Annotated in this window: 22 protein-coding genes; 10 read left to right on the top strand and 12 right to left on the bottom strand. The window is 67.1% G+C overall.

Annotated features, from left to right (window positions below; all coding sequences use genetic code 11):
- Window positions 1-684 (bottom strand): RraA family protein, encoded by a 684-nt coding sequence (locus ACFOM8_RS07435; RefSeq protein WP_377760760.1) that lies wholly within the window; start codon window positions 682-684, stop codon window positions 1-3.
- Between the two features lie 10 nt (window positions 685-694).
- Window positions 695-1,690: a hydroxyacid dehydrogenase gene (locus ACFOM8_RS07430; protein WP_377760758.1), complete on the bottom strand. Its 996-nt coding sequence runs from the start codon at window positions 1,688-1,690 to the stop codon at window positions 695-697.
- A gap of 112 nt (window positions 1,691-1,802) precedes the next feature.
- Here ACFOM8_RS07430 and ACFOM8_RS07425 point away from each other — a divergent pair, with 112 nt between their 5' ends.
- The 7 genes from ACFOM8_RS07425 (at window position 1,803) to ACFOM8_RS07395 (ending at window position 6,959) form a co-directional block, all read left to right on the top strand.
- Window positions 1,803-2,702, top strand: a complete 900-nt coding sequence (locus ACFOM8_RS07425; protein ID WP_377760756.1) for a LysR family transcriptional regulator — start codon at window positions 1,803-1,805, stop codon at window positions 2,700-2,702.
- A 91-nt stretch (window positions 2,703-2,793) separates the two neighbouring features.
- Window positions 2,794-3,345 carry a TetR/AcrR family transcriptional regulator gene (locus ACFOM8_RS07420; protein ID WP_377760754.1) on the top strand — a complete coding sequence of 184 codons (552 nt, stop codon included), beginning with the start codon at window positions 2,794-2,796 and terminating at the stop codon, window positions 3,343-3,345.
- A gap of 18 nt (window positions 3,346-3,363) precedes the next feature.
- Window positions 3,364-4,467 (top strand): mandelate racemase/muconate lactonizing enzyme family protein, encoded by a 1,104-nt coding sequence (locus ACFOM8_RS07415; protein WP_377760753.1) that lies wholly within the window; start codon window positions 3,364-3,366, stop codon window positions 4,465-4,467.
- Window positions 4,468-4,488: 21 nt separating this feature from the next.
- Window positions 4,489-5,223 (top strand): SDR family NAD(P)-dependent oxidoreductase, encoded by a 735-nt coding sequence (locus ACFOM8_RS07410; RefSeq protein WP_377760751.1) that lies wholly within the window; start codon window positions 4,489-4,491, stop codon window positions 5,221-5,223.
- Complete coding sequence (locus ACFOM8_RS07405; protein ID WP_377760749.1) at window positions 5,220-5,954, top strand: SDR family NAD(P)-dependent oxidoreductase; 735 nt, start codon at window positions 5,220-5,222, stop codon at window positions 5,952-5,954. Before ACFOM8_RS07410 ends, ACFOM8_RS07405 begins: the two co-directional genes overlap by 4 nt.
- Window positions 5,955-6,045: 91 nt before the next feature.
- Window positions 6,046-6,459 (top strand): hypothetical protein, encoded by a 414-nt coding sequence (locus tag ACFOM8_RS23100; protein WP_449301486.1) that lies wholly within the window; start codon window positions 6,046-6,048, stop codon window positions 6,457-6,459.
- Window positions 6,366-6,959, top strand: coding sequence for a hypothetical protein (locus ACFOM8_RS07395; protein WP_449301488.1), 594 nt, complete (start codon window positions 6,366-6,368; stop codon window positions 6,957-6,959). The genes ACFOM8_RS23100 and ACFOM8_RS07395 overlap by 94 nt, the downstream gene beginning before the upstream one ends.
- On the opposite strand, the gene ACFOM8_RS07390 is transcribed toward ACFOM8_RS07395, so the two are convergent.
- From ACFOM8_RS07390 to ACFOM8_RS07375, 4 genes are read right to left on the bottom strand one after another with little or no spacing between them, the layout of a single operon-like run.
- The gene (locus ACFOM8_RS07390; RefSeq protein ID WP_377760745.1) at window positions 6,925-7,875 is read right to left on the bottom strand and encodes a GlxA family transcriptional regulator; all 951 of its coding nucleotides are present in this window, start codon (window positions 7,873-7,875) and stop codon (window positions 6,925-6,927) included. The genes ACFOM8_RS07395 and ACFOM8_RS07390 overlap by 35 nt on opposite strands.
- Window positions 7,876-7,933: 58 nt before the next feature.
- Window positions 7,934-8,917, bottom strand: a complete 984-nt coding sequence (gene proX / locus ACFOM8_RS07385; protein WP_377760743.1) for a glycine betaine/L-proline ABC transporter substrate-binding protein ProX — start codon at window positions 8,915-8,917, stop codon at window positions 7,934-7,936.
- A 39-nt stretch (window positions 8,918-8,956) separates the two neighbouring features.
- Complete coding sequence (locus ACFOM8_RS07380) at window positions 8,957-9,898, bottom strand: ABC transporter permease (RefSeq protein ID WP_377760741.1); 942 nt, start codon at window positions 9,896-9,898, stop codon at window positions 8,957-8,959.
- Between the two features lie 3 nt (window positions 9,899-9,901).
- The gene (locus tag ACFOM8_RS07375) at window positions 9,902-10,984 is read right to left on the bottom strand and encodes a quaternary amine ABC transporter ATP-binding protein (RefSeq protein WP_377760739.1); all 1,083 of its coding nucleotides are present in this window, start codon (window positions 10,982-10,984) and stop codon (window positions 9,902-9,904) included.
- Between the two features lie 123 nt (window positions 10,985-11,107).
- On the opposite strand from ACFOM8_RS07375, the gene ACFOM8_RS07370 reads away from it, so the two are divergent.
- Window positions 11,108-11,830 carry a GntR family transcriptional regulator gene (locus tag ACFOM8_RS07370; protein ID WP_377760737.1) on the top strand — a complete coding sequence of 241 codons (723 nt, stop codon included), beginning with the start codon at window positions 11,108-11,110 and terminating at the stop codon, window positions 11,828-11,830.
- 29 nt (window positions 11,831-11,859) lie between these two features.
- Here ACFOM8_RS07370 and fdhA read toward each other — a convergent pair whose 3' ends face one another.
- The 6 genes from fdhA to ACFOM8_RS07340 form a co-directional block, all read right to left on the bottom strand.
- Window positions 11,860-13,041 carry a formaldehyde dehydrogenase, glutathione-independent gene (fdhA, locus tag ACFOM8_RS07365; protein ID WP_377760735.1) on the bottom strand — a complete coding sequence of 394 codons (1,182 nt, stop codon included), beginning with the start codon at window positions 13,039-13,041 and terminating at the stop codon, window positions 11,860-11,862.
- A 45-nt stretch (window positions 13,042-13,086) separates the two neighbouring features.
- Window positions 13,087-14,172, bottom strand: coding sequence for a 2Fe-2S iron-sulfur cluster-binding protein (locus ACFOM8_RS07360; RefSeq protein WP_377760733.1), 1,086 nt, complete (start codon window positions 14,170-14,172; stop codon window positions 13,087-13,089).
- A gap of 2 nt (window positions 14,173-14,174) precedes the next feature.
- Window positions 14,175-15,428 (bottom strand): aromatic ring-hydroxylating oxygenase subunit alpha, encoded by a 1,254-nt coding sequence (locus ACFOM8_RS07355; protein ID WP_377760731.1) that lies wholly within the window; start codon window positions 15,426-15,428, stop codon window positions 14,175-14,177.
- Window positions 15,429-15,714: 286 nt separating this feature from the next.
- A complete protein-coding gene (locus ACFOM8_RS07350) occupies window positions 15,715-16,710 on the bottom strand; it encodes a 4-hydroxyproline epimerase (protein WP_377760729.1) in 996 nt (331 codons plus the stop codon).
- Between the two features lie 505 nt (window positions 16,711-17,215).
- A complete protein-coding gene (locus ACFOM8_RS07345; RefSeq protein WP_377760727.1) occupies window positions 17,216-17,665 on the bottom strand; it encodes a DoxX family protein in 450 nt (149 codons plus the stop codon).
- 88 nt (window positions 17,666-17,753) lie between these two features.
- The gene (locus ACFOM8_RS07340) at window positions 17,754-18,062 is read right to left on the bottom strand and encodes a hypothetical protein (protein ID WP_377760725.1); all 309 of its coding nucleotides are present in this window, start codon (window positions 18,060-18,062) and stop codon (window positions 17,754-17,756) included.
- A gap of 146 nt (window positions 18,063-18,208) precedes the next feature.
- On the opposite strand from ACFOM8_RS07340, the gene ACFOM8_RS07335 reads away from it, so the two are divergent.
- Complete coding sequence (locus ACFOM8_RS07335; protein WP_377760724.1) at window positions 18,209-18,748, top strand: DUF1269 domain-containing protein; 540 nt, start codon at window positions 18,209-18,211, stop codon at window positions 18,746-18,748.
- 32 nt (window positions 18,749-18,780) lie between these two features.
- The gene (gene mtgA, locus ACFOM8_RS07330; protein WP_377760722.1) at window positions 18,781-19,488 is read left to right on the top strand and encodes a monofunctional biosynthetic peptidoglycan transglycosylase; all 708 of its coding nucleotides are present in this window, start codon (window positions 18,781-18,783) and stop codon (window positions 19,486-19,488) included.
- Window positions 19,489-19,528 lie beyond the last annotated feature (40 nt).

Raw genomic sequence — 19,528 nt, 5'->3', positions numbered from 1 at the left:
TCAGATCATGTCGGGCATGGCGCAGCCCAGCCGTTTCAAGGCCGCGTCCACCCAGGACCGGTCGTTCGTGCCGGCCTCGATGGCGGCCATCTGCTTGGCCTCGGCGTCCTGCTTGGCGGCGGTCCGGGCATAAACCTCCTCGGCCGCCTCATAGGGCACCGCAAGAACGCCGTCGCTATCGCCCAGCATCAGGTCGCCCGGATGGATGACCATGCCGTCGATGGCAATCGGCACGTTGATCTCGCCCGGACCGTCCTTGTAGGGACCGCGATGGGTGATGCCCGCGGCAAAGACCGGCAGGTTCATGGCGACGAACTGGTCCGCGTCGCGGATCGCCCCGTTCAGCACGAAGCCCGCCACGCCGCGCTTGATCGCATAGGCCAGCATCAGCTCGCCCATCAGCGAATTGGTCAGATCGCCCCCGGCGTCCACCACGATCACGTCGCCCGGGACCGCCATGTCGATGGCCTTGTGCAGCATAAGGTTGTCGCCGGGCCGCGCCTTGACGGTCAGCGCGGGACCGGCCAGCACGCCGTCGCGGTGCATCCGGGTCAGGCGCGGCCCGCCCGCCGTCATGCGGGACATGCTGTCGCTGACATTGGCGACCGGCAGCGCGGCGAACCTGGCGACCAGGTCGGCCGACACGGCGCGCTGCCGGTTGAGGATGCGAAATCCAATGGTCATGGTGTTCTCCTCAGACGGGGGCGTTGGCGCGCGACAGGGCGGCGGCGTTGACGATGCGTGCGGGCGGGACCGGACGCCCGGCCAGGTAATCCACAATGCCCTGCGCGGCCTCGACGCCGACACGGGCGTTGGCCGCCGTGGTCACGCCGCCGATATGGGGCGTCAGCACCAGCCGCATGTCCCTCCAGAAGGGATGGTCCGGCGCGGGCGGTTCCTTGGCGAAGGTGTCCAAGCCCGCGCCCGCGATGCGGCCGTCCCGCAGCGCGGCCAGCAGGGCGTCCTCGTCGATGAGGCCGCCGCGCGCGGTGTTGACGATGATCGCGTCCTTGCGCATCAGCGCCAGCCGCCGGGCATCGACAAGGTTGCGCGTCTCGGGCGTCAGCGGACTGTGAAGGCTGACAATGTCGCTTTGCGCGAACAGCGCGTCCAGATCCTCGGCCCGCGTCACGCCCTCGGCCTCGAAGACCTCGGCCGGGCAGAAGGGATCGAAGGCCGACACCCGGATGCCGAAAGCCTTGGCGAAGCGCGCGGTCTGGCGGGCGATGGCGCCGAAGGCCACAAGGCCCATGGCCGATCCGGCCAGTTCGCGCCCCTGAAAGCCCGGCTTTTCCCAGCGGCCCTCGCGGATGCCGCGATCCAGCGGCACGATCTTCTTGGCCACCGCGAACAGCAGCGCCATGGCGTGTTCCGCGACCGACACCGCGTTGGCGCCCGCCGCCACCAGAACCGGGATGTTGCGCGCGGTCGCGGCCGGGATGTCGATGTTGTCGACGCCGGCGCCATGCTTGGACAGCACCCGTACCTGAGGCGAGGCCGCAAGAAAGGCTTCGTCAAGCCGCCCCATTCGGACCAGCACGGCCACGGGTGCCGCTTCAGCGCAAAATGTCAGCAGCGCGTCGCCTTCGGTATAGGGCGGCACATAGACCGGCCGGTATCCCGCCCCGGTCAGCACGGCTTCGGCTGCCGGCGCCAGGCTTGGACCGGTGATCAGAATATTCCTCGACATGTCCCTCCTCCCCCTTGGACCTGAGCGCATCGGATAGAAAGAAGGAAATAAAGATTGTTGATCTGAATGAAACCTCGTAATTCTTCATATGATTTTCAGAGGATCTTAATCTGTGGATACGAGACAGCTGAAAACCCTTTTGGCGATTGCCGAAACCGGCAGCTTCACACGCGCCGCGCAAAGCGTGTTCCTGACCCCCTCGGCCGTCAGCCAGCAAATCCAGGCCCTTGAATCGGAAATCGGCGTCAGCCTGTTCAATCGTCAGAACCGCCCGCCCACGCTGACCTCGGCCGGACAGCAGATGGTCAGGGCGGCGGCAGACCTGGTCCGGGCGGCCGAAAACGCCATCGACGCGGTTTCGGGCCGCCGGATCATCGGAACCTTTTCGGTCGGATCGGTCCGCACCAGCGCGATCGGGCTGCTGCCGCAGGCGATTTCGCGGCTGGCGTCGAATCATCCCGACCTGCGGATCAAGCTTCATGTCGGAACATCCGAATCGCTGATGCAGGACGTGATCGCCGGGCGCCTGGACACGGCCATGATCGCCCAACACAGCGTCACGTCGCGGGAACTGCGCTGGAGTTCGTTCATCCGCGAACCCCTGCTTCTGATCGCGCCTCCGGGCACGCCCCTGTCGGACATGCGGACGATGCTGGTGTCGCATCCTTATGTCCGGTTCCGGTCGCCCGTTCCGTTGGCCCGCCTGATCGAGGCGGAACTGGGCCGTCTGAACCTGCCGCTGATCGACATCGCCGAAATGGACGCGATCTCCTCCATCACGGCCTGCGTGGCGCATGGCCTGGGCGTGTCGGTGGTTCCTCGGGTCGCGCTTCTGGATACGCGCGCGGATGTCGCCGCGGTTCCGTTCGGCGAGCCGGTCGTTCACCGGGAAATCGGGCTGATCGAGATCCAGAACAGCCCGCGCGCCGGCCTGATCGCCGAACTGCACGAGAACCTCGCCACCGTCAGCGGCGAATACGGGGTGCCGCGAGGCGATCCTGCCACCGCCTGACACAGCCGGAGGCTTCCGGCGCCAATGCCGATGTAAAGCGATCGCTCTACTTTCCGCTTGCGCGGTAGAGCGATCGTTCTACTATGAGGCCATGACCGACACCCGCACCCGAATCGCCAGTGATCTTGAACGCAGCTTCTCGGCCCAGGGCTTTGCCGAGCAGGGGGTCGAGGCGCTGCGGGCAGGGGCGGACGTGTCGCTGCGCACGCTTTACAAGCATTTCCCCTCGCGCGAGGCGATGATCGTGGGGGCGCTGGAACACCGCGACCGCGCGTATTTCGACTGGCTGGCGGGCGGGCCGCAGGACGGCGTGGATCATGTCCTGCATCCCCTTGTCCGTCTGGGCGACTGGCTGGCCGAGGTGGCGAACACCGGCTGCCTGTTTCTGAACGCCTGGGCCGAATATCCCGACAGCCAAGCCATCGCCGCCACGGTGATCGACCACAAGGCCCGCCTGGCCGATGAATTCCGGCTGCGGCTGGACCGCGTGGCGCCGGGCCGCGACACCGGCCACCTGGCCGAGACGCTTTTCCTTTTGCACGAAGGCATGACGCAGGCGGCACGGCTTCAGGGGCGCGAAAAGGCCACCGAGGCGGCGCTGCGGGCGGCGCGCGCGGCACTCTTGGCAGAGGGTATCTGCTGAACCCATCGGAGATCCGACGTGAAGATCCGCGAAATCCACATCTATGCCCAAGACTTGCCGGTCAAGGACGGCCCTTATGTCATTTCCAGCAGCACGGTCTGGGCCTTGGACACGACGCTGGTGCGGATCGTGGCCGAGGACGGCAGCGAAGGCTGGGGCGAGACCTGTCCGGTCGGACCCACCTATGCCGAATCCTTCGCCGCGGGCGCGCGCGCCGCGCTGATCCAGATGGCCCCCGGCCTGATCGGCGCCGATCTGTGGCCGGTCGCGCTGCACCGCAGGATGGACGGCCTGCTGAACGGCCACAACTATGCCAAGGCCGCCATCGACATCGCCGCCCACGACCTGATCGGCAAACGGCTGGGCGTGCCGGTTTGCGACCTTCTGGGCGGCGGGGCGGTCCAGGACGTGCCGACCTATTATTCGATGGGCGTGGGCGACCCGGACGAGACCGCCCGCATTGCCGGCGAACGCGTGCGCGAAGGCTTCACGCGCCTTCAGGTCAAGCTGGGCAGCCGCCCGGTCGAGGTGGACATCGAGGCCTTGCGCAAGGTCTGGGAGGTCGTCGGGGGAACCGGCGTGCGCCTGGCCGCCGACGGCAACCGCGCCTGGAACACCCGCGACGTGATCCGCATCAGCCGCGAATGCCCCGACATCCCGTTCGTCTTCGAACAGCCCTGCAACAGCTATGACGAGCTGACCTTTGTCCGGCCGCTGGTGCGCCACGGCATCTACATGGACGAAAGCGGCACCAGCCTGTCCACCGCGATTTCGGCCGCAGGCTCCGGCCTGGTGGACGGGTTCGGCATGAAGGTCACGCGCATCGGCGGCCTGCACCCGATGCGCGCCTTCCGCGACATCTGCGCGGCGCGCAACCTGCCCCACACCTGCGACGACGCCTGGGGCGGGGACATCATCGCGGCGGCCTGCGTTCATGTCGGCGCCACGGTGCGCCCCGACCTGAACGAAGGCGCCTGGATCGCCGCGCCCTATATCGACGGCCATTACGACCGGGCGAACGGTATCCGCATCGACGGCGGCACGATCCGCCTGCCGGACGGCCCCGGCCTGGGCGTCGTGCCCGACCGCGACCTGTTCGGCGATCCGGTCGCCAGCTTCTGATCCCACGAGGAGGGGACAATCATGCGTTTCGAAGGAAGGGCCGCCCTTGTCACGGGCGCGGCGGGCGGCATCGGCGCGGCCATCGTCCGGCAGCTTCGCGCCGAAGGGGCGCGGGTTGCCGTGGCCGACCGCGACGTGACCGGCATCGACGCCGAGGCGCATCTGCCCGGCGATCTGCTGGACCCCGCCTATGCCGACGGACTGGCGCTTGCCGCGCGCGGCGCCTTGGGCGGGCTGGACATCGTTGTCAACAACGCGGGCGTCATCACCCGCGGGCCGGTCACGGACACCACGGACGCCGACTGGTCGCTGTCGCTGGGCGTCAACGTCGAGGCGCCGTTCCGCATCTGCCGCGCGGCGATCCCGCTGATGGCGGAGAACGGCGGCGGGGCCATCGTCAACGTGTCGTCCTGCTGGGGCGGCAAGGCGCCAGGGCCCAATCACGCGATCTACTGCATGACAAAGGCGGCCATCGCGTCCCTGACGCAATGCATGGGCATGGATCACGCGCACCAGGGAATCCGGGTCAACGCCGTCTGCCCCAACGAGGTGAACACGCCGATGCTGCGCACGGGCTTCGCCCGGCGCGGCTTCGATCCCGACACCGCCGTGGCGGAACTGGGCAGGACGGTGCCCATCGGCCGCATCGCCGAGCCCGAGGACATCGCCGACGTGGCGCTGTTCCTGGCATCGGACGCGGCGCGCTATATGTGCGGGGCCCTGGTGGAAATCAACGGCGGGAAGCCCGTGTCATGATGCGGTTCGACAGCAAGGTCGCCCTGGTCACGGGCGGACGGTCGGGCATCGGCCGGGCCATCGCGCGCAGGCTGCGCGACGAGGGGGCGCGGGTCTTCACGGCGCAGCGCGGCGGCGACGACGAGTTCGAGGCCCTCGCCGCCGATTTCACCGACCCGGCAAGCCCGGCCCGGATCGTGGAGCAGGTCGTGGAAAAGGCAGGCCGCCTGGACGTTCTGGTCAACAACGCCGGGATGATGCAGGAATCGGCTGTCGAGGCGATGTCGCTCGAGGACTGGCAGCGCAACCTTGCGGTCAACCTGACGGCGCCCTTTCTGATGATCCAGGCCGCCCTGCCCCATCTGCGCAGAACCAAGGGCAGCATCGTCAACATCGGCTCGATCGAGAGTCTGGGGTCCAATCCCGGCCATGCGGCCTATTGCGCCTCCAAGGCCGGATTGCACGGGCTGACCCGCGCGGTGGCCGTTGATCACGGCCCCGAGGGGATCCGCTGCAACGCCGTCGCGCCGGGCTGGATCGACACCGACCTGAACCTGGCCTTTATCGAGGGGATGCCCGACCCGGCGGCCTTCCGCCGGAACATCGGCCGCATCCATCCCGCAGGCCGTACCGGCCGCCCCGAGGAGGTCGCGGCCCTTGTGGCCTTTCTGGCGGCCGAGGAAGCGGGCTTCGTCACCGGACAGGTTTATACCGTCGATGGCGGACGGATGGCCAAGCTTAGCCTGCCCTGACAAAGGGCCGGGCAAGGGGCCGCGCAACCCTTATCCGGCCGCCGACCGGCCGCGATGCGGACAAGCCAGGCTTTCAGGAAAGGCCCACGAGATGACCGATGCGTCAAACCGGCCCGGCATTCCCGCCACCCTGTCCGGGGTCGTCCTGACCGGGCATGGCGGGTTCGACAAGCTTCGGTTTCGCACCGATCTGCCGGTGCCGCGGGTCGCCAAGGGTGAAGTGCTGATCCGGATCGCGGCTTGGGCGATCAGCAACACCGACATCAGCACCCGCATCGGCTGGTATTCCAAGGCCGTCCGGGAAAGTACGGCTGAAAGCGGCGCCCCCTGGGACAAGCACGCAAGCGGGACGGGGGAAGCCCTGCGGTTCCCCCGCATCCAGGGGCCGACTGCTGCGGCCGCATCGCTGCCGTGGGGGAAGGTGTCGATCCCCGAGGCATCGGGGACCGCGTGGTCGTGCGGAACCTTCTGCGCACCGCCTGCTATGCCTGCGCCGCGATCGTGACCCGCGCCAGGTGCAGCGCGATGGACTCCGGCCGTTCTGATGTTCTGGCTGAACGTCGCCTTTTTGGTGCTGGGCGGGGCGGCGCTTGGGCTGCTGGCATCGGGCCTGCCCTTGCCCGACATGGATTTCCCCTTGCTGCTTGGCCCCTGGCACCCGATGGAATGGCAGGACTGGGCCGTCATGGCCGCGCTGGCGGTTCTGATCGTCGGCGTCGCCACCGGCGTGGCCGTCGCCTCTCAATCCCCCAAGCCCGAGGTGATCGCCGCCTTCGATTACTGCTACATGATCTTCGCGGTGTTCTGGGGCTATGTCTTCTTCCGGGAAGTGCCCGACATCTGGACCGTGGCGGGCATGACGCTGATCGTGGCCGGAGGGATCGGTCTGCTGGCGGTGGAAACCGGATCGCGCCAGGCTGTTGCCTTGGCCGAAAGGGCGTGACGCGGCGGCCCCGGCATGAGCCGGCCGTCAGTTCAGCCGCCCTCGCTGGGTGGCGGGGCTGATGCCGAAGGCGGTCTTGTAGGCGCGCGAAAAATTGCCCGGATTGTCGAAGCCGCAGGCAAGCGCGATCTCGGTCACGGACATTTCGGTCTGAAGCAGCAGATGCTGCGCCTTTTCCAGCCGCATCTCCATCAGATATTTCTTGGGCGCGGTGTTCAGGTACTTGCCGAACAGCCGTTCCAGTTGCCGGGTCGAAATCCCGATCCGCCGGGCAATGCTCGCCGAGGATTGCGGCGCTTCCAGGCTGTCGCGCATGATCTGGATGGCGCGGACCAGATGGGCGTTGCGGATGCCGTTGCGCGATTGCAGCGACACCTTCTGCGACGAGGTGGCGTTGCGCACGGCGTTGTAGACCATCTGGTCGGCCACAGCGACCGACAGGTCGTAGCCGTGGTCCTTTTCGATCAGGTGCAGCATCAGATCCGCCGTCGCCGTCCCGCCCGAGGCGGTGACGTATTTCTCGTCCGGGACGTAAACGTTGCGGACAAGGTTCACTTCGGGAAACTCCTCCATGAAGCTGTCGTGGTATTCCCAGTGGATCGCGGCCCGCGTTCCGTCCAGAAAGCCGGCCTTGGCCAGGGCATAGGCGCCCGAACACAGCGCGCCGACCTTGGCCCCGCCGCGCTCCAGAAATCGCAGCCGGGCGATCAGGCCCCGGTAATCCTTGTGCCGCATGTGGATGCCGGACAAGACAAAGACGCGGTCGCTGGCGGGCATGTCGGCAAAGGCGTGCTGGACCACGACCGCCGTGCCGTCCGAACCGGTGGCGGTGCGCCCGTCCTGGGACGCATAGGACCAGCGATACAAGGTCTTGCCGCTAAGAAGGTTGGCGATCCGCAGCGGATCGACGGCGCAGGCAAAGGCAAGATGGGTGAAGTCCTCGACCAGGGCGAAGACGAAGTGCTGCGTGTCGTTCATCCTGCGGTGCGGCCCCCGAAGACGCCACGAGGCGGACCCCGCGGCGTCGGCGTGTCAGTTATTGCGCGGCGGCGCGGGCTTCCGAAAGCCAGCCGTCGAATTCCGCCTGGTTGTCGGCGATCCAGTCCGCCACATGCTTGTCGATGTCCTCGGACGTGTTCTCGCCGTCGGTGATCAGCTTGTTCTCGGCCGAGATGTCGTTGATGTCCAGCTTCGCCACCTCGAACAGCTTTTTCGCCGCCGGATTGGCCTCCAGGAAGTCGTTGCGGGCCACCACGCCGATGCTGTCCACGGCAAAGCCCAGGTTCTTGCCCTCGAACTCGGTTTCGCCGCTGTCGCCCTCAGGCAACGAGGTATAAGGCACCGATAGCCATTCCACATCCTTGCCCGGCACCATTGCTCCCGACACCCAGTAGGGGGTCCAGGTATAATACAAAATCGGCTCGCCGTTGGCGTGCCGCGCCATGGCGTCGGCGATGATCGCCTGATAGGCGCCCTGGTTGTGGGCGACCGTGTCGCGCAGGCCGTATTCGGTCAGGTGATGCTCGATCACGCGTTCGCAGCCCCAGCCGGGGATGCAGCCGGCCAGGTCGGCCTTGCCGTCGCCGTCGGCGTCGAACCGGGCGGCAACGGCCGGATCGGTGAAGTCGCCGATGTTGGTGACGCCGGAATCGTAGCTGGCCTTGTCCACCAGATAGCCTTGCAGCGCGCCCTCGATATAGGTGCCCACGCGCGACATCACCGCCTCGCCCCCGGCTTCCTGGAAAAAGGCGTCGTGCAGGGTGTGCCAGCTGACGGCGGTGAAATCGGCGTCGCCCGTGCCGATGGCCAGGTGGATGGTCTGGTATTCGGCCTCGCTCGGCTCCTCGACGGTGTAGCCCAGATCCTCGAGCGCGCGGAACAGGATGCGGTGCTGGAAGAACTCCTCGATCTGCGTTGAGACGATGGGGCGCACCGTGACGCCCTCGCCGGGCCTGTCCTGGGCAAGGGCCGGAACGGCCAGGGCAAGCGCCATGGCGGTCGTCAGCGCAAAGGTCTTCATGGTCTTCCTCTCCTTGTTGGGTTTTTTCCGGTTGTTGTTTCAGCCGCGTCTTTGCAGCAGCCCGGCAACGGCGCCGACCGGGCCGGTCTGCCACCAGTGCCGGTGCCCGCGGTCGCGGCCCGTCCGCCCCAGTCCCTGCGTGATGCGGTCCAGGACGATCGCCAGCATCACGATCCCCAACCCGCCCACGATGGCCTTGCCCGCGTCAAGGCGGCCCATGGCGCGCAGCACCTCGTTGCCCAAGCCCTTGACCGAGATCATCGAGGCGATCACCACCATGGACAGCGCCAGCATGATGGTCTGGTTCAGCCCCGCCAGGATCGTGGGCGTGGCCAGGGGCAGTTCCACCTTGAACAGGATCTGGCGGGGCGTGGCGCCAAAGGCGCGGGCGGCCTCGACCACGCTGGGATTGACGCTGCGGATGCCCAAGGATGTCAGGCGCACCAGCGGCGCCAGCGCGAAGATGATCGTGACGATCACGCCCGACACGTCGCCGATGCCGATCATCATCACCACCGGCACCAGATAGACAAAGGCGGGGATGGTCTGCATCGTGTCCAGCACGGGACGCACCGCGCCTTCGAACGCGTCGCTTTTTCCCGCAAGGATGCCCAAGGGCAGCCCGATGACCACGCACAGCAGCACGGCCGAGATGACGATGGCCAGCGTGGTCATGGCCAGCGACCAGGCCGCCGGATCCAGCAGGCCCAGCACCACCAGGCAGGCGAACACGATCACGGCCACGCGGCGCCCGGCGGCCTGCCAGGCGATCAGCACCAGCACCAGCAGCATGATCGTGGGCGGGATCGCTTGCAACGTGCCCTCGATGGCGCTGATGATGTCCTGGAAAAAGGACTTCAGCGGCTGGATCAGCCCGCGGTTGGCGATGGCCCAGCTTTTGATGCCGTCGGCGCGTTCGCCGATCCCCAGATCGACCGAGGCGAAGGGGTTGAGGATGTCGAAGCCCGGTTCGTCTTCCATGCGTCAGCCCTCTGCCTGTCCGGCCATGCCGGGTTCGCCCTTGATGCCGCGCAGCAGGGCGTTCTTGGTGATGACCCCCAGCGGCTGTCCGTCCACCTTGACGACGATCGGGTGCTGGGTCGCGATGGACAGATCCACCAGATCGTTCAGAAGCTGGTCGGGATGGGCCTCGGGCCAGCCGTCCAGATCCGCCGGGCCGCGCCGCTGGGCGTATCGTTCCAGCGGCTCCATGATCTTGCCGGCCGAGATCAGCTCCAGCTTGGAAATCCCCGCGACGAAATCCGCCACATAGTCGTCGGCGGGGTTGGTCACGATGTCCTCGGGCGTGCCGACCTGGACCAGCACGCCGTCCTTCATGATGGCAATGCGGTCGCCGATGCGGATCGCCTCGTCCAGGTCGTGCGTGATGAACAGCGTGGTTTTCTTCATCTCGGCCGAAAGCTGCATGAACTTGTCCTGCAACTGCCGCCGGATCAGCGGGTCGAGCGCGCTGAACGGCTCGTCCATCAGCAGGATGGCCGGATCGGCGGCGATGGCGCGGGCCAGGCCCACGCGCTGCTGCATGCCCCCCGACAACTCGTCGGGATAGCGGGTTTCCCAGCCGGCAAGATCGACGGCGGCGATGGCGCGGCGGGCGGTGTCCTGGCGGGCCTTGACCTCATGGCCGCGCACCTCCTGGCTGAAGGCCACGTTGTCCAGCACGGTGCGGTGCGGCATCAGCGCCATGTTCTGGAACACCATGCCGATCTTTTCGGCCCGGACCTTGCGCAACTCGGCCTGCGACAGTCCGTTGACATCCTGCCCGTCGATAAAGATGGCCCCCGCCGTCGGTTCGATCAGGCGGTTGATGTGCCGGATCAGCGTCGACTTGCCCGATCCCGACAGGCCCATGATGCAGAAAATCTCGCCGCGATGCACCTCGAACGAGGCGTCGCGCACCCCCACCACGCAATCGAACCTGTCGCGGATCTGGGTCTTGGTCAGCCCGTCGCGCCTGACCGCGGCATAGGCTTCCTTGGCCCTGCGGCCGAAGATCTTCCACACGCCTTCGCAGCGGATGACCGCATCGCCCTTGATCTGGTTCATGTGGCCCCTCCTCCACCGGCAAATGATACACGCGGCACTCTTGTAGACAACATGTCTTTTATTCCACTATCATTTCGTGATCGGAACGCGCTGAAAAACGATCTGCCGAATCGAGAGGCACCGATGAGCAAGGGACCGACAACCCGAAAGCAGCACTGCCTGGACGACCTGCGGACGCGGATCCTGACGCAGGATCTGGAGCCGGGCGTTTATCTGGACGAAACCCTTATCGCCGAACGCTACGACATCTCGCGCCCGCCCCTGCGCGAGGTTCTGAACCAGCTTGCGGGCGAGGAATACGTCGTCCTGCACCAGAACCGCGGCGCGCAGGTGGCGCCGATGACCCACAAGACGCTGCGCAACTTCTTCGTGGCCGCGCCGATGATCTATGCGGCGGTCGGGCGGCTGGCGGCGCAGCACGCGACGCCGGCCCAGATCGCCCGGCTGAAGGACGCGCAGCGCCTGTTCCGCACGGCCATCCGCAGCGCCGACATTCCGTGCCGCGCGCTGATGAACCAGCGGTTCCACGCCATCATCGGAGAAATGGCGGACAACGAATTCCTGATGCCCAGCCTGCGGCGGCTGCTGATCGACCACACCCGCATCGGCATGACCTTTTTCCATCCGCGCGCCGAAGGGCTCGACGAACAGCGCCGGCTGGCGGCCGATCAGCACGACCGGCTCATCGCCCTGATCGAGTCGGGCGATGCCGACGGCGTGGCCGATCTGGCCGTCGCGCATTGGGAACTGTCGCGGGCCGAGATCCAGCGGTTCGTCACGCCCGTCGGCATGACGATACCGCTTGGACAGGAACCGGCGCGGACAGGCGACGCCACGGCGGCCTGATCCGCACCGGCAGATGGTCCTGGCTGCAATCACGCGGCCAGCATGCCGTGGGGATCCAGCACGAACTTCTTCGCCGCGCCCCGGTCGAAGCTTTCATACCCCTGGACGGCATCCTCGAGCGAGATGACCTGCGCGTTCACGATGTCGGCGATGGGCAGGCGGTCGTGCAGGATCGCCTGCATCAGCTGGCGGTTGTACTTCAGCACGGGCGTCTGGCCGGTATGAAGCGACTGCGCCTTGGCCCAACCCAGGCCGAAGCGCATCGACAGGCTGCCATGCCTGGCCGCGTCGTCCACCGCGCCCGGATCCTCGGTCACGTAAAGGCCGGGAATGCCGATGTTGCCCGCCGCGCGGGTGATCTGCATCATCTGGTTCAGCACGATGGCAGGCTGTTCGCCGCCCGAATGTCCGCGCGCCTCGAAGCCCACGGCGTCGATGGCGGCGTCCACCTCGGGGCTGCCGGTGATCTGGGCGATCATCTCGGGCAGGTCGTCGCCCCGGGTCAGATCCACCGGCTCGAACCCGACGCGGCGGGCATGATCCAGCCGTTCGGCGTTGAAGTCGCCGATCATCACGACCGCCGCGCCCAGGATCCGGGCCGAGGCCGCCGCCGCCAGGCCCACCGGCCCCGCCCCCGCGACATAGACGATGGACCCCACGCTCACGCCCGCCTTCCAGGCGCCGTGAAAGCCGGTGGGAAGGATGTCCGACAGCATCGTCAGGTCGCGGATCTTGGACATGGCCCGGTCGCGGTCGGGGAACCTCAGCAAGTTGAAGTCGGCATAGGGCACCATCACGTAGCGCGCCTGCCCGCCGATCCAGCCGCCCATGTCCACATAGCCATAGGCGCCGCCCGCCCGCGCCGGGTTCACCGTCAGGCAGACGCCGGTGTCGCCCTCGCGGCAGCAGCGGCAGCGCCCGCAGGCCACGTTGAACGGCACGGACACGATGTCGCCGATCGACAGCATCTCGACATCGGCACCCTTCTCGATCACCTCGCCGGTGATCTCGTGGCCCAGCACAAGCCCCGGCTCGGCCGTGGTGCGGCCGCGCACCATTTGCTGGTCCGATCCGCAGATGTTGGTCGAAACCACCTTCAGGATGACCGCGTGTTCCAGCTTGCGGCCGTCCGGCCCCGCCAGCACCGGATCGGCGATGTTCTGGACTTCGACCTTGCCCGGCCCGGTATAGACCACGCCTCGATTGCTCATCGGGTTTCTCCTCTCCCTTGTCGTTTGCGCCCCCGGCGCCCCGCGTCAGACGGCCACCTCGACCTGTCCGATCGGCTTCGAGCAGCAGGCCAGGATATAGCCTTCGGCGATGTCGTCGTCCGAGATGCCGCCGTTGTGGACCATGTGCACATCGCCCGAAAGCTTGCGGATCTTGCAGGTGCCGCACAGGCCGAAGGTGCAGCCGGACGGGATGTTCAGCCCGTTGGCCTTGGCCACCGCCAGCACGGTGTCGGTTTCGTGGCAGTCGGCCACCACGCCCGACGGCGCAAAGGTGATGCGCGCGGCCGCGTGGTCGTCGGGCACCACGTCGTCGTGGGGCGGGATGTCCTCGACCGTTTCGGCGGGCTTGGCGAAGCTTTCCTGGTGATAGCGGTCCATGTCGTAGCCCAGGCCGATCAGCATCTCGCGCACGGCGTCCATGAAGGGCTCGGGACCGCAGCAATAAACCTCGCGGTCCAGATAGTCGCTGGCCACCAGCCCGATGGTGATCTGGTTCAGGCGGCCGCGAAAGCCGGTCCACACGTCGAAGGGGTCGTCCTCCTCGACGATGAAGTAGAGCTTGATCGAGGGCACGCGGGCGGCCATCTGCTCCAGCTGCCGGCGCGCGATGATCTCGGACGGGCGGCGGGCGCAGTTGACGAAGGCCACGTCGATGTCGGTGGCCCGGTCGAACAGATAGGTCGTCATCGACAGCGACGGCGTTATCCCCGATCCGGCCGAGATGAACAGGTACTTCTTGCGGTCCTTGCGCGGCAGGGTGAAGACGCCCAGGGGGCCGGTGGCCTTGATCGCCATGCCGGGGCGCAGGTGGTCCAGCATCCAGCGCGTCGCGACGCTGCCCGCCTGCGCCTTGACCGTGACCGAGATCGACAAGGGCCGCGACGGCGAGGACGAGATCGTGTAGGTCCGCCAGACGGTGCCGCCCGGCACCGGAAGTTCCAGCGTCAGGAACTGGCCGGGCTCGTACCTGAACAAGGCGCCCGACGGCGACACGAAGCTGAAGGTGGCGACATCGGGCGCCTCGGGCACGACCGAACAGCAGACCAGCCGTTCGGTGTCGCGCCAGATTTCCGGGTCTTCCGACAGGACCAGGGGGCTGTGGACCGTCATCCTTATTCCGCCGCCATCGCCGTGGAAGCCGGGGTCCGCGCACCGGTGATGGTGCGGATCAGGTGGCCGGAATACCAGTCCGAGAACTGGATCAGCCCGCCTTCGTGGATTTCCGAATAGGGCCCGGGCTCGTAGGCGGGCGTCAGGATGCCCTTCTGGTTGTTCTCGACCACCTCGCGATCCTCGTCGTTGGTATGAACCCAGACCTCGGTCAGGCGGTTCAGGTCGTAATCCACGCCTTCGACCGCGTCCTTGTGGACCAGCCATTTCGTGCAGACCTCGGTTTCGGTCGGACTGATCGGGGTGACGCGGAACAGGATCGAATGGTCGGACAGGAAGTGGTTCCAGGTGCCTGGATAGCGGAACTTGAGCAGCGCCCCCGCGTCCCTGAAGGGAATGGAGGAATTCGGCTTCGTCACCGCCACCTTGGTGTCCAGCGTATAGCTTTCGGCCCCGTCCAGCAGCGGCGTGCGCACGAAGCGCCATTCGCCGTCGGGCGCGATGCGATAGGCCGAAGGCGCCCCCGCCGCCTCGCAGCGGGCGACGTGCTTGTCCAGTTCGGACGCCAGCCCGCCGTCGCCGCTGTTGCCGATGGCGCGCGGATCCTCGGGGAAGGTGCGGCACAGGTCGGGATGGTTGCCCGCGCAGTGATAGCATTCGCGGTTGTTTTCCCAGACCAGCTTCCAGTTGCCGTTCTCGACGATGGTGCTTTCAAAGGCGATCTTCGAGTTTTCCAGGTCGTGCGGCGCCAGATAGCGGGCGGTTTCCGCCGCGAAGGCTTCGAAATCCGGGGCCTCGTCGGCCAGGCAGACATAGACCATGCCGGAATTGTTGCGGCAGTGGACCTTCTTCAGCCCGTGCCGGGACGGATCGAACTCGGGGCCCATGTCGCGCGCCCACAGCAGGCGGCCGTCCAGGTCGTAGGTCCACTGGTGATAAGGGCAGACCAGCTTGGGATTGCGGCCCTTCTTCGTCTTGCACAGCACCGAGCCGCGATGGCGGCAGGCGTTGTGGAAGGCCCGGATCTGCCCGTCGGTGCCGCGCACGATCACGACCGAATAAACGCCGACCTCGTAGACAACGTAGTCACCCGCCTTCGGGATCTCGCAGGAGGGGATGGCGAACAGCCATTCCTTGTACCAGATGTTTTCCAGATCGACCTGATGGATGCCGGGATCGCCATAGAATTCCTGCGCCAGCGAATAGGCGGGCTTGCGGCGCAGCAGCATCGAAACGACATCGGATTCGCGCAACATGGGATCGGTTCCTTGCATGGGTTCAAGCCAGACCGTGCTGGGTGTGTGTCCTGTTAGGGGGCAGACGCGAGCCGGTGCCGCTGTCCCCAGGTGTCATCATTGCGTCATGCAGGGGCATGCCGACTTTGCAAATTGCGACGCGGATGAAGGATCTTGCGACCTGCCGGGTTTCTGCCCGAGAAACGCGGCCGCACGGCGCGAACGGAAAACCCCGAAGCGCGCGACCCCCACCGGATCAGGGCCGCATGCCTCGGGGTTCGCCATGTCCGCCATTCCGGCCTCGGCGTCAGCCGATCTGGAACCCCTTGAACAGCGGATCGCGGTCATCGACGAAGATCGTGTTGTGACCGATGATGCGCGCCCAGGCACCCAGGCTGGGCCGGATGCCGGTAAAGGCGCCAATGGCCGCCTCGGATTCGACGCGGCCGTCGAAGGTCGTGCCGATCAGGCTTTCGTTGCGATAACGTCCGCCAACCGCCAGCCGGCCCTTTCCGTGCAGCTGCGCCATCCGGGCCGAGGTGCCGGTGCCTCCGGGCGACCGGTCGATGGCCTTTTCGCCGTAAAACACCGCCCCGCGTCCGTCGGCGTCGCCCTTGGGCGCGTTGTCGCACCAGATCGCGTGATGCACGCCCCGGATGCGGTCGTCCTCGGGGTTGACAGGGTCGATGACATCGGCCAAGGCCGTCCGCAGCTTCTGGGACAGCGCGACGATGGCCGCGGATCCGATGTCGAGCCCCGGCCAGTTTTCCTGCGGCTCGACCACGGCGTAGAAGTTGCCGCCATAGGCGATGTCCACCGCCAGCCGGCCCACACCCGGCACATCCACCGCCACATCGGCGGCATGCAGATAGCTGGGCACGTTGAACAGGCGCACCTCGGCCACCCGGTCGCCCTCCATCCGGTAGGTGACGTCCACCCGGCCCGCAGGGGTTTCCAGCGACAGGGTGCCGGGGGTGCGGGGTGTGACCAGCCCTTCCTCGATCAGGACGGTGGACAGGCCGATGGTGCCTGCCCCGCACATGGGCAGGCAGCCGCTGACCTCGATGAAGACCACGGCCACGTCGCAGTCGTCGCGATACGGGGGATAGAAGATCGCCCCCGACATCACGTCGTGGCCACGCGGCTCGAACATCAGGGCGGTGCGGATCCAGTCGTGGTCGCGCACGAACAGGGCGCGGCGCTCTGCCGCCGGCAGATGCGGCAACAGCGGCCCGCCGCCCGCCACGACGCGGACCGGGTTCCCGCAGGCGTGCGAGTCGATGCAGAAGAAGGTCTTTTTCATGGTGTTCCCCTGGCCGGGCGGGACCGGCCCGTTTGCCGGCCTGCCGGTGATCCGGGCCGGTGTCGGCCCTTCGGGCGGGATTTTCCCACCCTGATGCCGGCCGTATCTTCCCGGCGCCGCGCGAAAGGGCAAACGAGAATTTCCTGCGGTCACGCATTAGAAAATCTGGTTCAGAAGCCTTTCGGAACGCGGCGGGATCTTCGCTGTTCCTTGCGGAACTCCGCCTTGCTTTCCGGCTGCGGCGCTGCCGTCCGCCGGGCGCCGTCCCGAAACGGGACAACGGCACTCCTCCGCACCTGCCGCGCCAGATGCGAGAGCGAAAAGCACCTTTCGGATCATCCGCCCGCGATTGGGGGAAGGAAGCCCGCGCGGTGGCCGGACATGGCGAAACCCGCCCCGGTCTTCGGGCACCGCGAAAGAACCCGGATGATCTCGGTTTGCCGGGGGTTCTCATTTCGGAATGGCATGGGGGGATCGGGGGCGGGACAGGCCCGCCCCGCAGCCCTCAGAACTGCCTGCCGACGGCGCGGTCCAGCGAAAGCCGGCCGCCGCCATGGGCCACGAAGTAAAGCGTGATCCCCAGCCACAAAAGCGAGGTCTCGGCCCCGCCGAAGCCCTCGGCCTGGACGATCCAGTGGAACCAGGTGGTGACGCAAAGCACGATCGAGCAGGCAAAGGCTGCCGGCCGGGTCAGCAGGCCCAGAACCAGCAGCAGGCCGCCAAAGAATTCGGTCGCGGCCAGCAAGGGCGCCCAAAGCCAGCCGGGATGGAAGCCCAGGCCCTCGACCATGCCGACGCGGGCCATCGGGTCCAGGATCTTGGGCCAGCCATGGACCATAAAGGTCGCGCCCGCGATGACGCGCATGTAAAGCACCGTCAGCGGCGCCAGCGCGGCGTAAAGCCCTTGCAGCTTCGGGATGATGTAGGGGGTGTGGGTGGTGTTGTGGTCGCTCATGGCGATGATCTCCGGCAACATGCAGCCGCAGCGCGGCGCAAGGATAACGGCGTCAGCCCCGAAGGGCGGGATATGCGGAACTTGAAGATCAGACGCGCGGCGGCCGCCACGGGACTGTCCGGCAGGCATCAACCGAAACGGTTCTGCCGAAGGGCGCGGGACTGTCCGCCACCGGCGGCGCGGGTTCGTCGCCGCACGCCATGGGCAGCAGGCAGGCGAAGCAGGGAACGGGTTTCTTGGCCGACTCGGCCCTGGTTCCGGGCAGAACCGGCGCATGGCACATGTCGTCCGCGCGGATCTGGGACCGGCAAGGCGGCCGGGGGATGTCCGCGCTTGCCACGGCGACGGACATCGCCACAAGCGACACCATCAGCATGACTGCGGCAAGAACTCTCATCCCGGGCGACCGGCTCGTTGCGGATGGCCCGATATGGTCCGGTAAGGGCAAATTTTTCAACCGATTCCCTGCCGGGCACCTTCACATTGGCGAAACCCTGCGCTGTCATTGTCGTTGGGTGCGCATATCCGGGAAAGGAGAAACCCATGTCGGAACTGATCGTGATCGCCTTCGACGACGAGGCCACCGGCTTCGAACTGCGGGCCGAACTGGTGAAGATGCAGGGGGAATACCTGATCGAGATGGAGGACGCCGTTGTCGTCACCCGCCCGTCCGCCGACGACATCAAGCTGCATCAGGCGGTGAACCTGACCGCCGCGGGGGCACTTGGCGGCGGCTTCTGGGGCACGCTGGTGGGGCTGGTCTTCCTGAACCCGCTGATCGGAGCGGCGGTCGGCGCGGCCTCGGGGGCCCTGGCGGGGCAGTTGTCCGATATCGGCATCAACGACAACTTCATGCGCGAAACGGCCCGCGCGCTGCCGCCCGGCGGATCCGCGGTCTTTGTGCTGCTGCGCAAGATGACCGCCGACAAGGTGCTGGACCGGCTGCAAGCCTTCCATCGCAAGGGCCGCGTGCTGCAAACCTCGCTGTCGCGGGAAGACGAGGATCGGCTGCGCGATGCCCTGTCGGGCGGCGGCGCCGCCGTGCCGCCCGTGCCGCCTGCCGCGCCCGCCGCGGGCGCTTGACGCAGGACCGGGCCGCATGAGACATGCGGCCCATGGTCATTCGCCTTTTGTTCAGCCCCCCGACTGCCGAGCCCGAGGCGGCGCCAGCCCTCCGCTGGCGCCCCTTGCGCCGCCTGCTGATCTGGCTGCGCTGGCTGGGCCTGCGCTTTCTGGCGCTGATGGTCGGGCTGGTGATGGCCTATGCCCTGATCAACCCGCCCACCACCTGGACCATCGTGTCCGAGGCCACGGCCCCGCGAGAATGGGTCGGGATCGAGGACGTGGCCCCTGCCATGCGCCGGTCGGTCGTCGCGGCCGAGGATGCGAATTTCTGCCTCCATTGGGGGTTCGACATGGTGGAAATCCGCAAGGTCGTGGCCTCGGGGTCGTCGCGGGGGGCATCGACCCTGACGCAGCAGACCGCCAAGAACGTGTTCCTGTGGCAGGAGCGCAGCTGGACGCGCAAGGCGCTGGAAACCGCGTTCACGCCGATGATCGAGGCCTTCTGGTCCAAGCGCCGCATCCTGGAGGTTTACCTGAACGTGGCCGAGTTCGGGCCGGGGATCTTCGGCATCCAGGCTGCGGCGCGCGAATTCTACGGCACCACGCCCGACAGGCTGACGCCGGTGCAGGCCGCGCGGCTGGCCGCCGTGCTGCCCGCGCCCAAGTCCCGCAGCCCGGCCCGCGCGTCCAGCCGGTCGCGCGCCATTGCCGACGGGGCTGCGACCATTGCGCGCGACGGGCGGGCAGACTGCTTCTAGGCCCCGCCGGTTGAATCGCGGAGGCTGCGGGCTTATCAAG

This window comes from Paracoccus angustae (genome assembly GCF_042648745.1).
GTDB classification, from domain to species: domain Bacteria; phylum Pseudomonadota; class Alphaproteobacteria; order Rhodobacterales; family Rhodobacteraceae; genus Paracoccus; species Paracoccus angustae.
The sequence above is the reverse complement of the archived record's forward strand: the minus strand, read 5'-3'. Positions and strand labels throughout refer to the sequence as shown.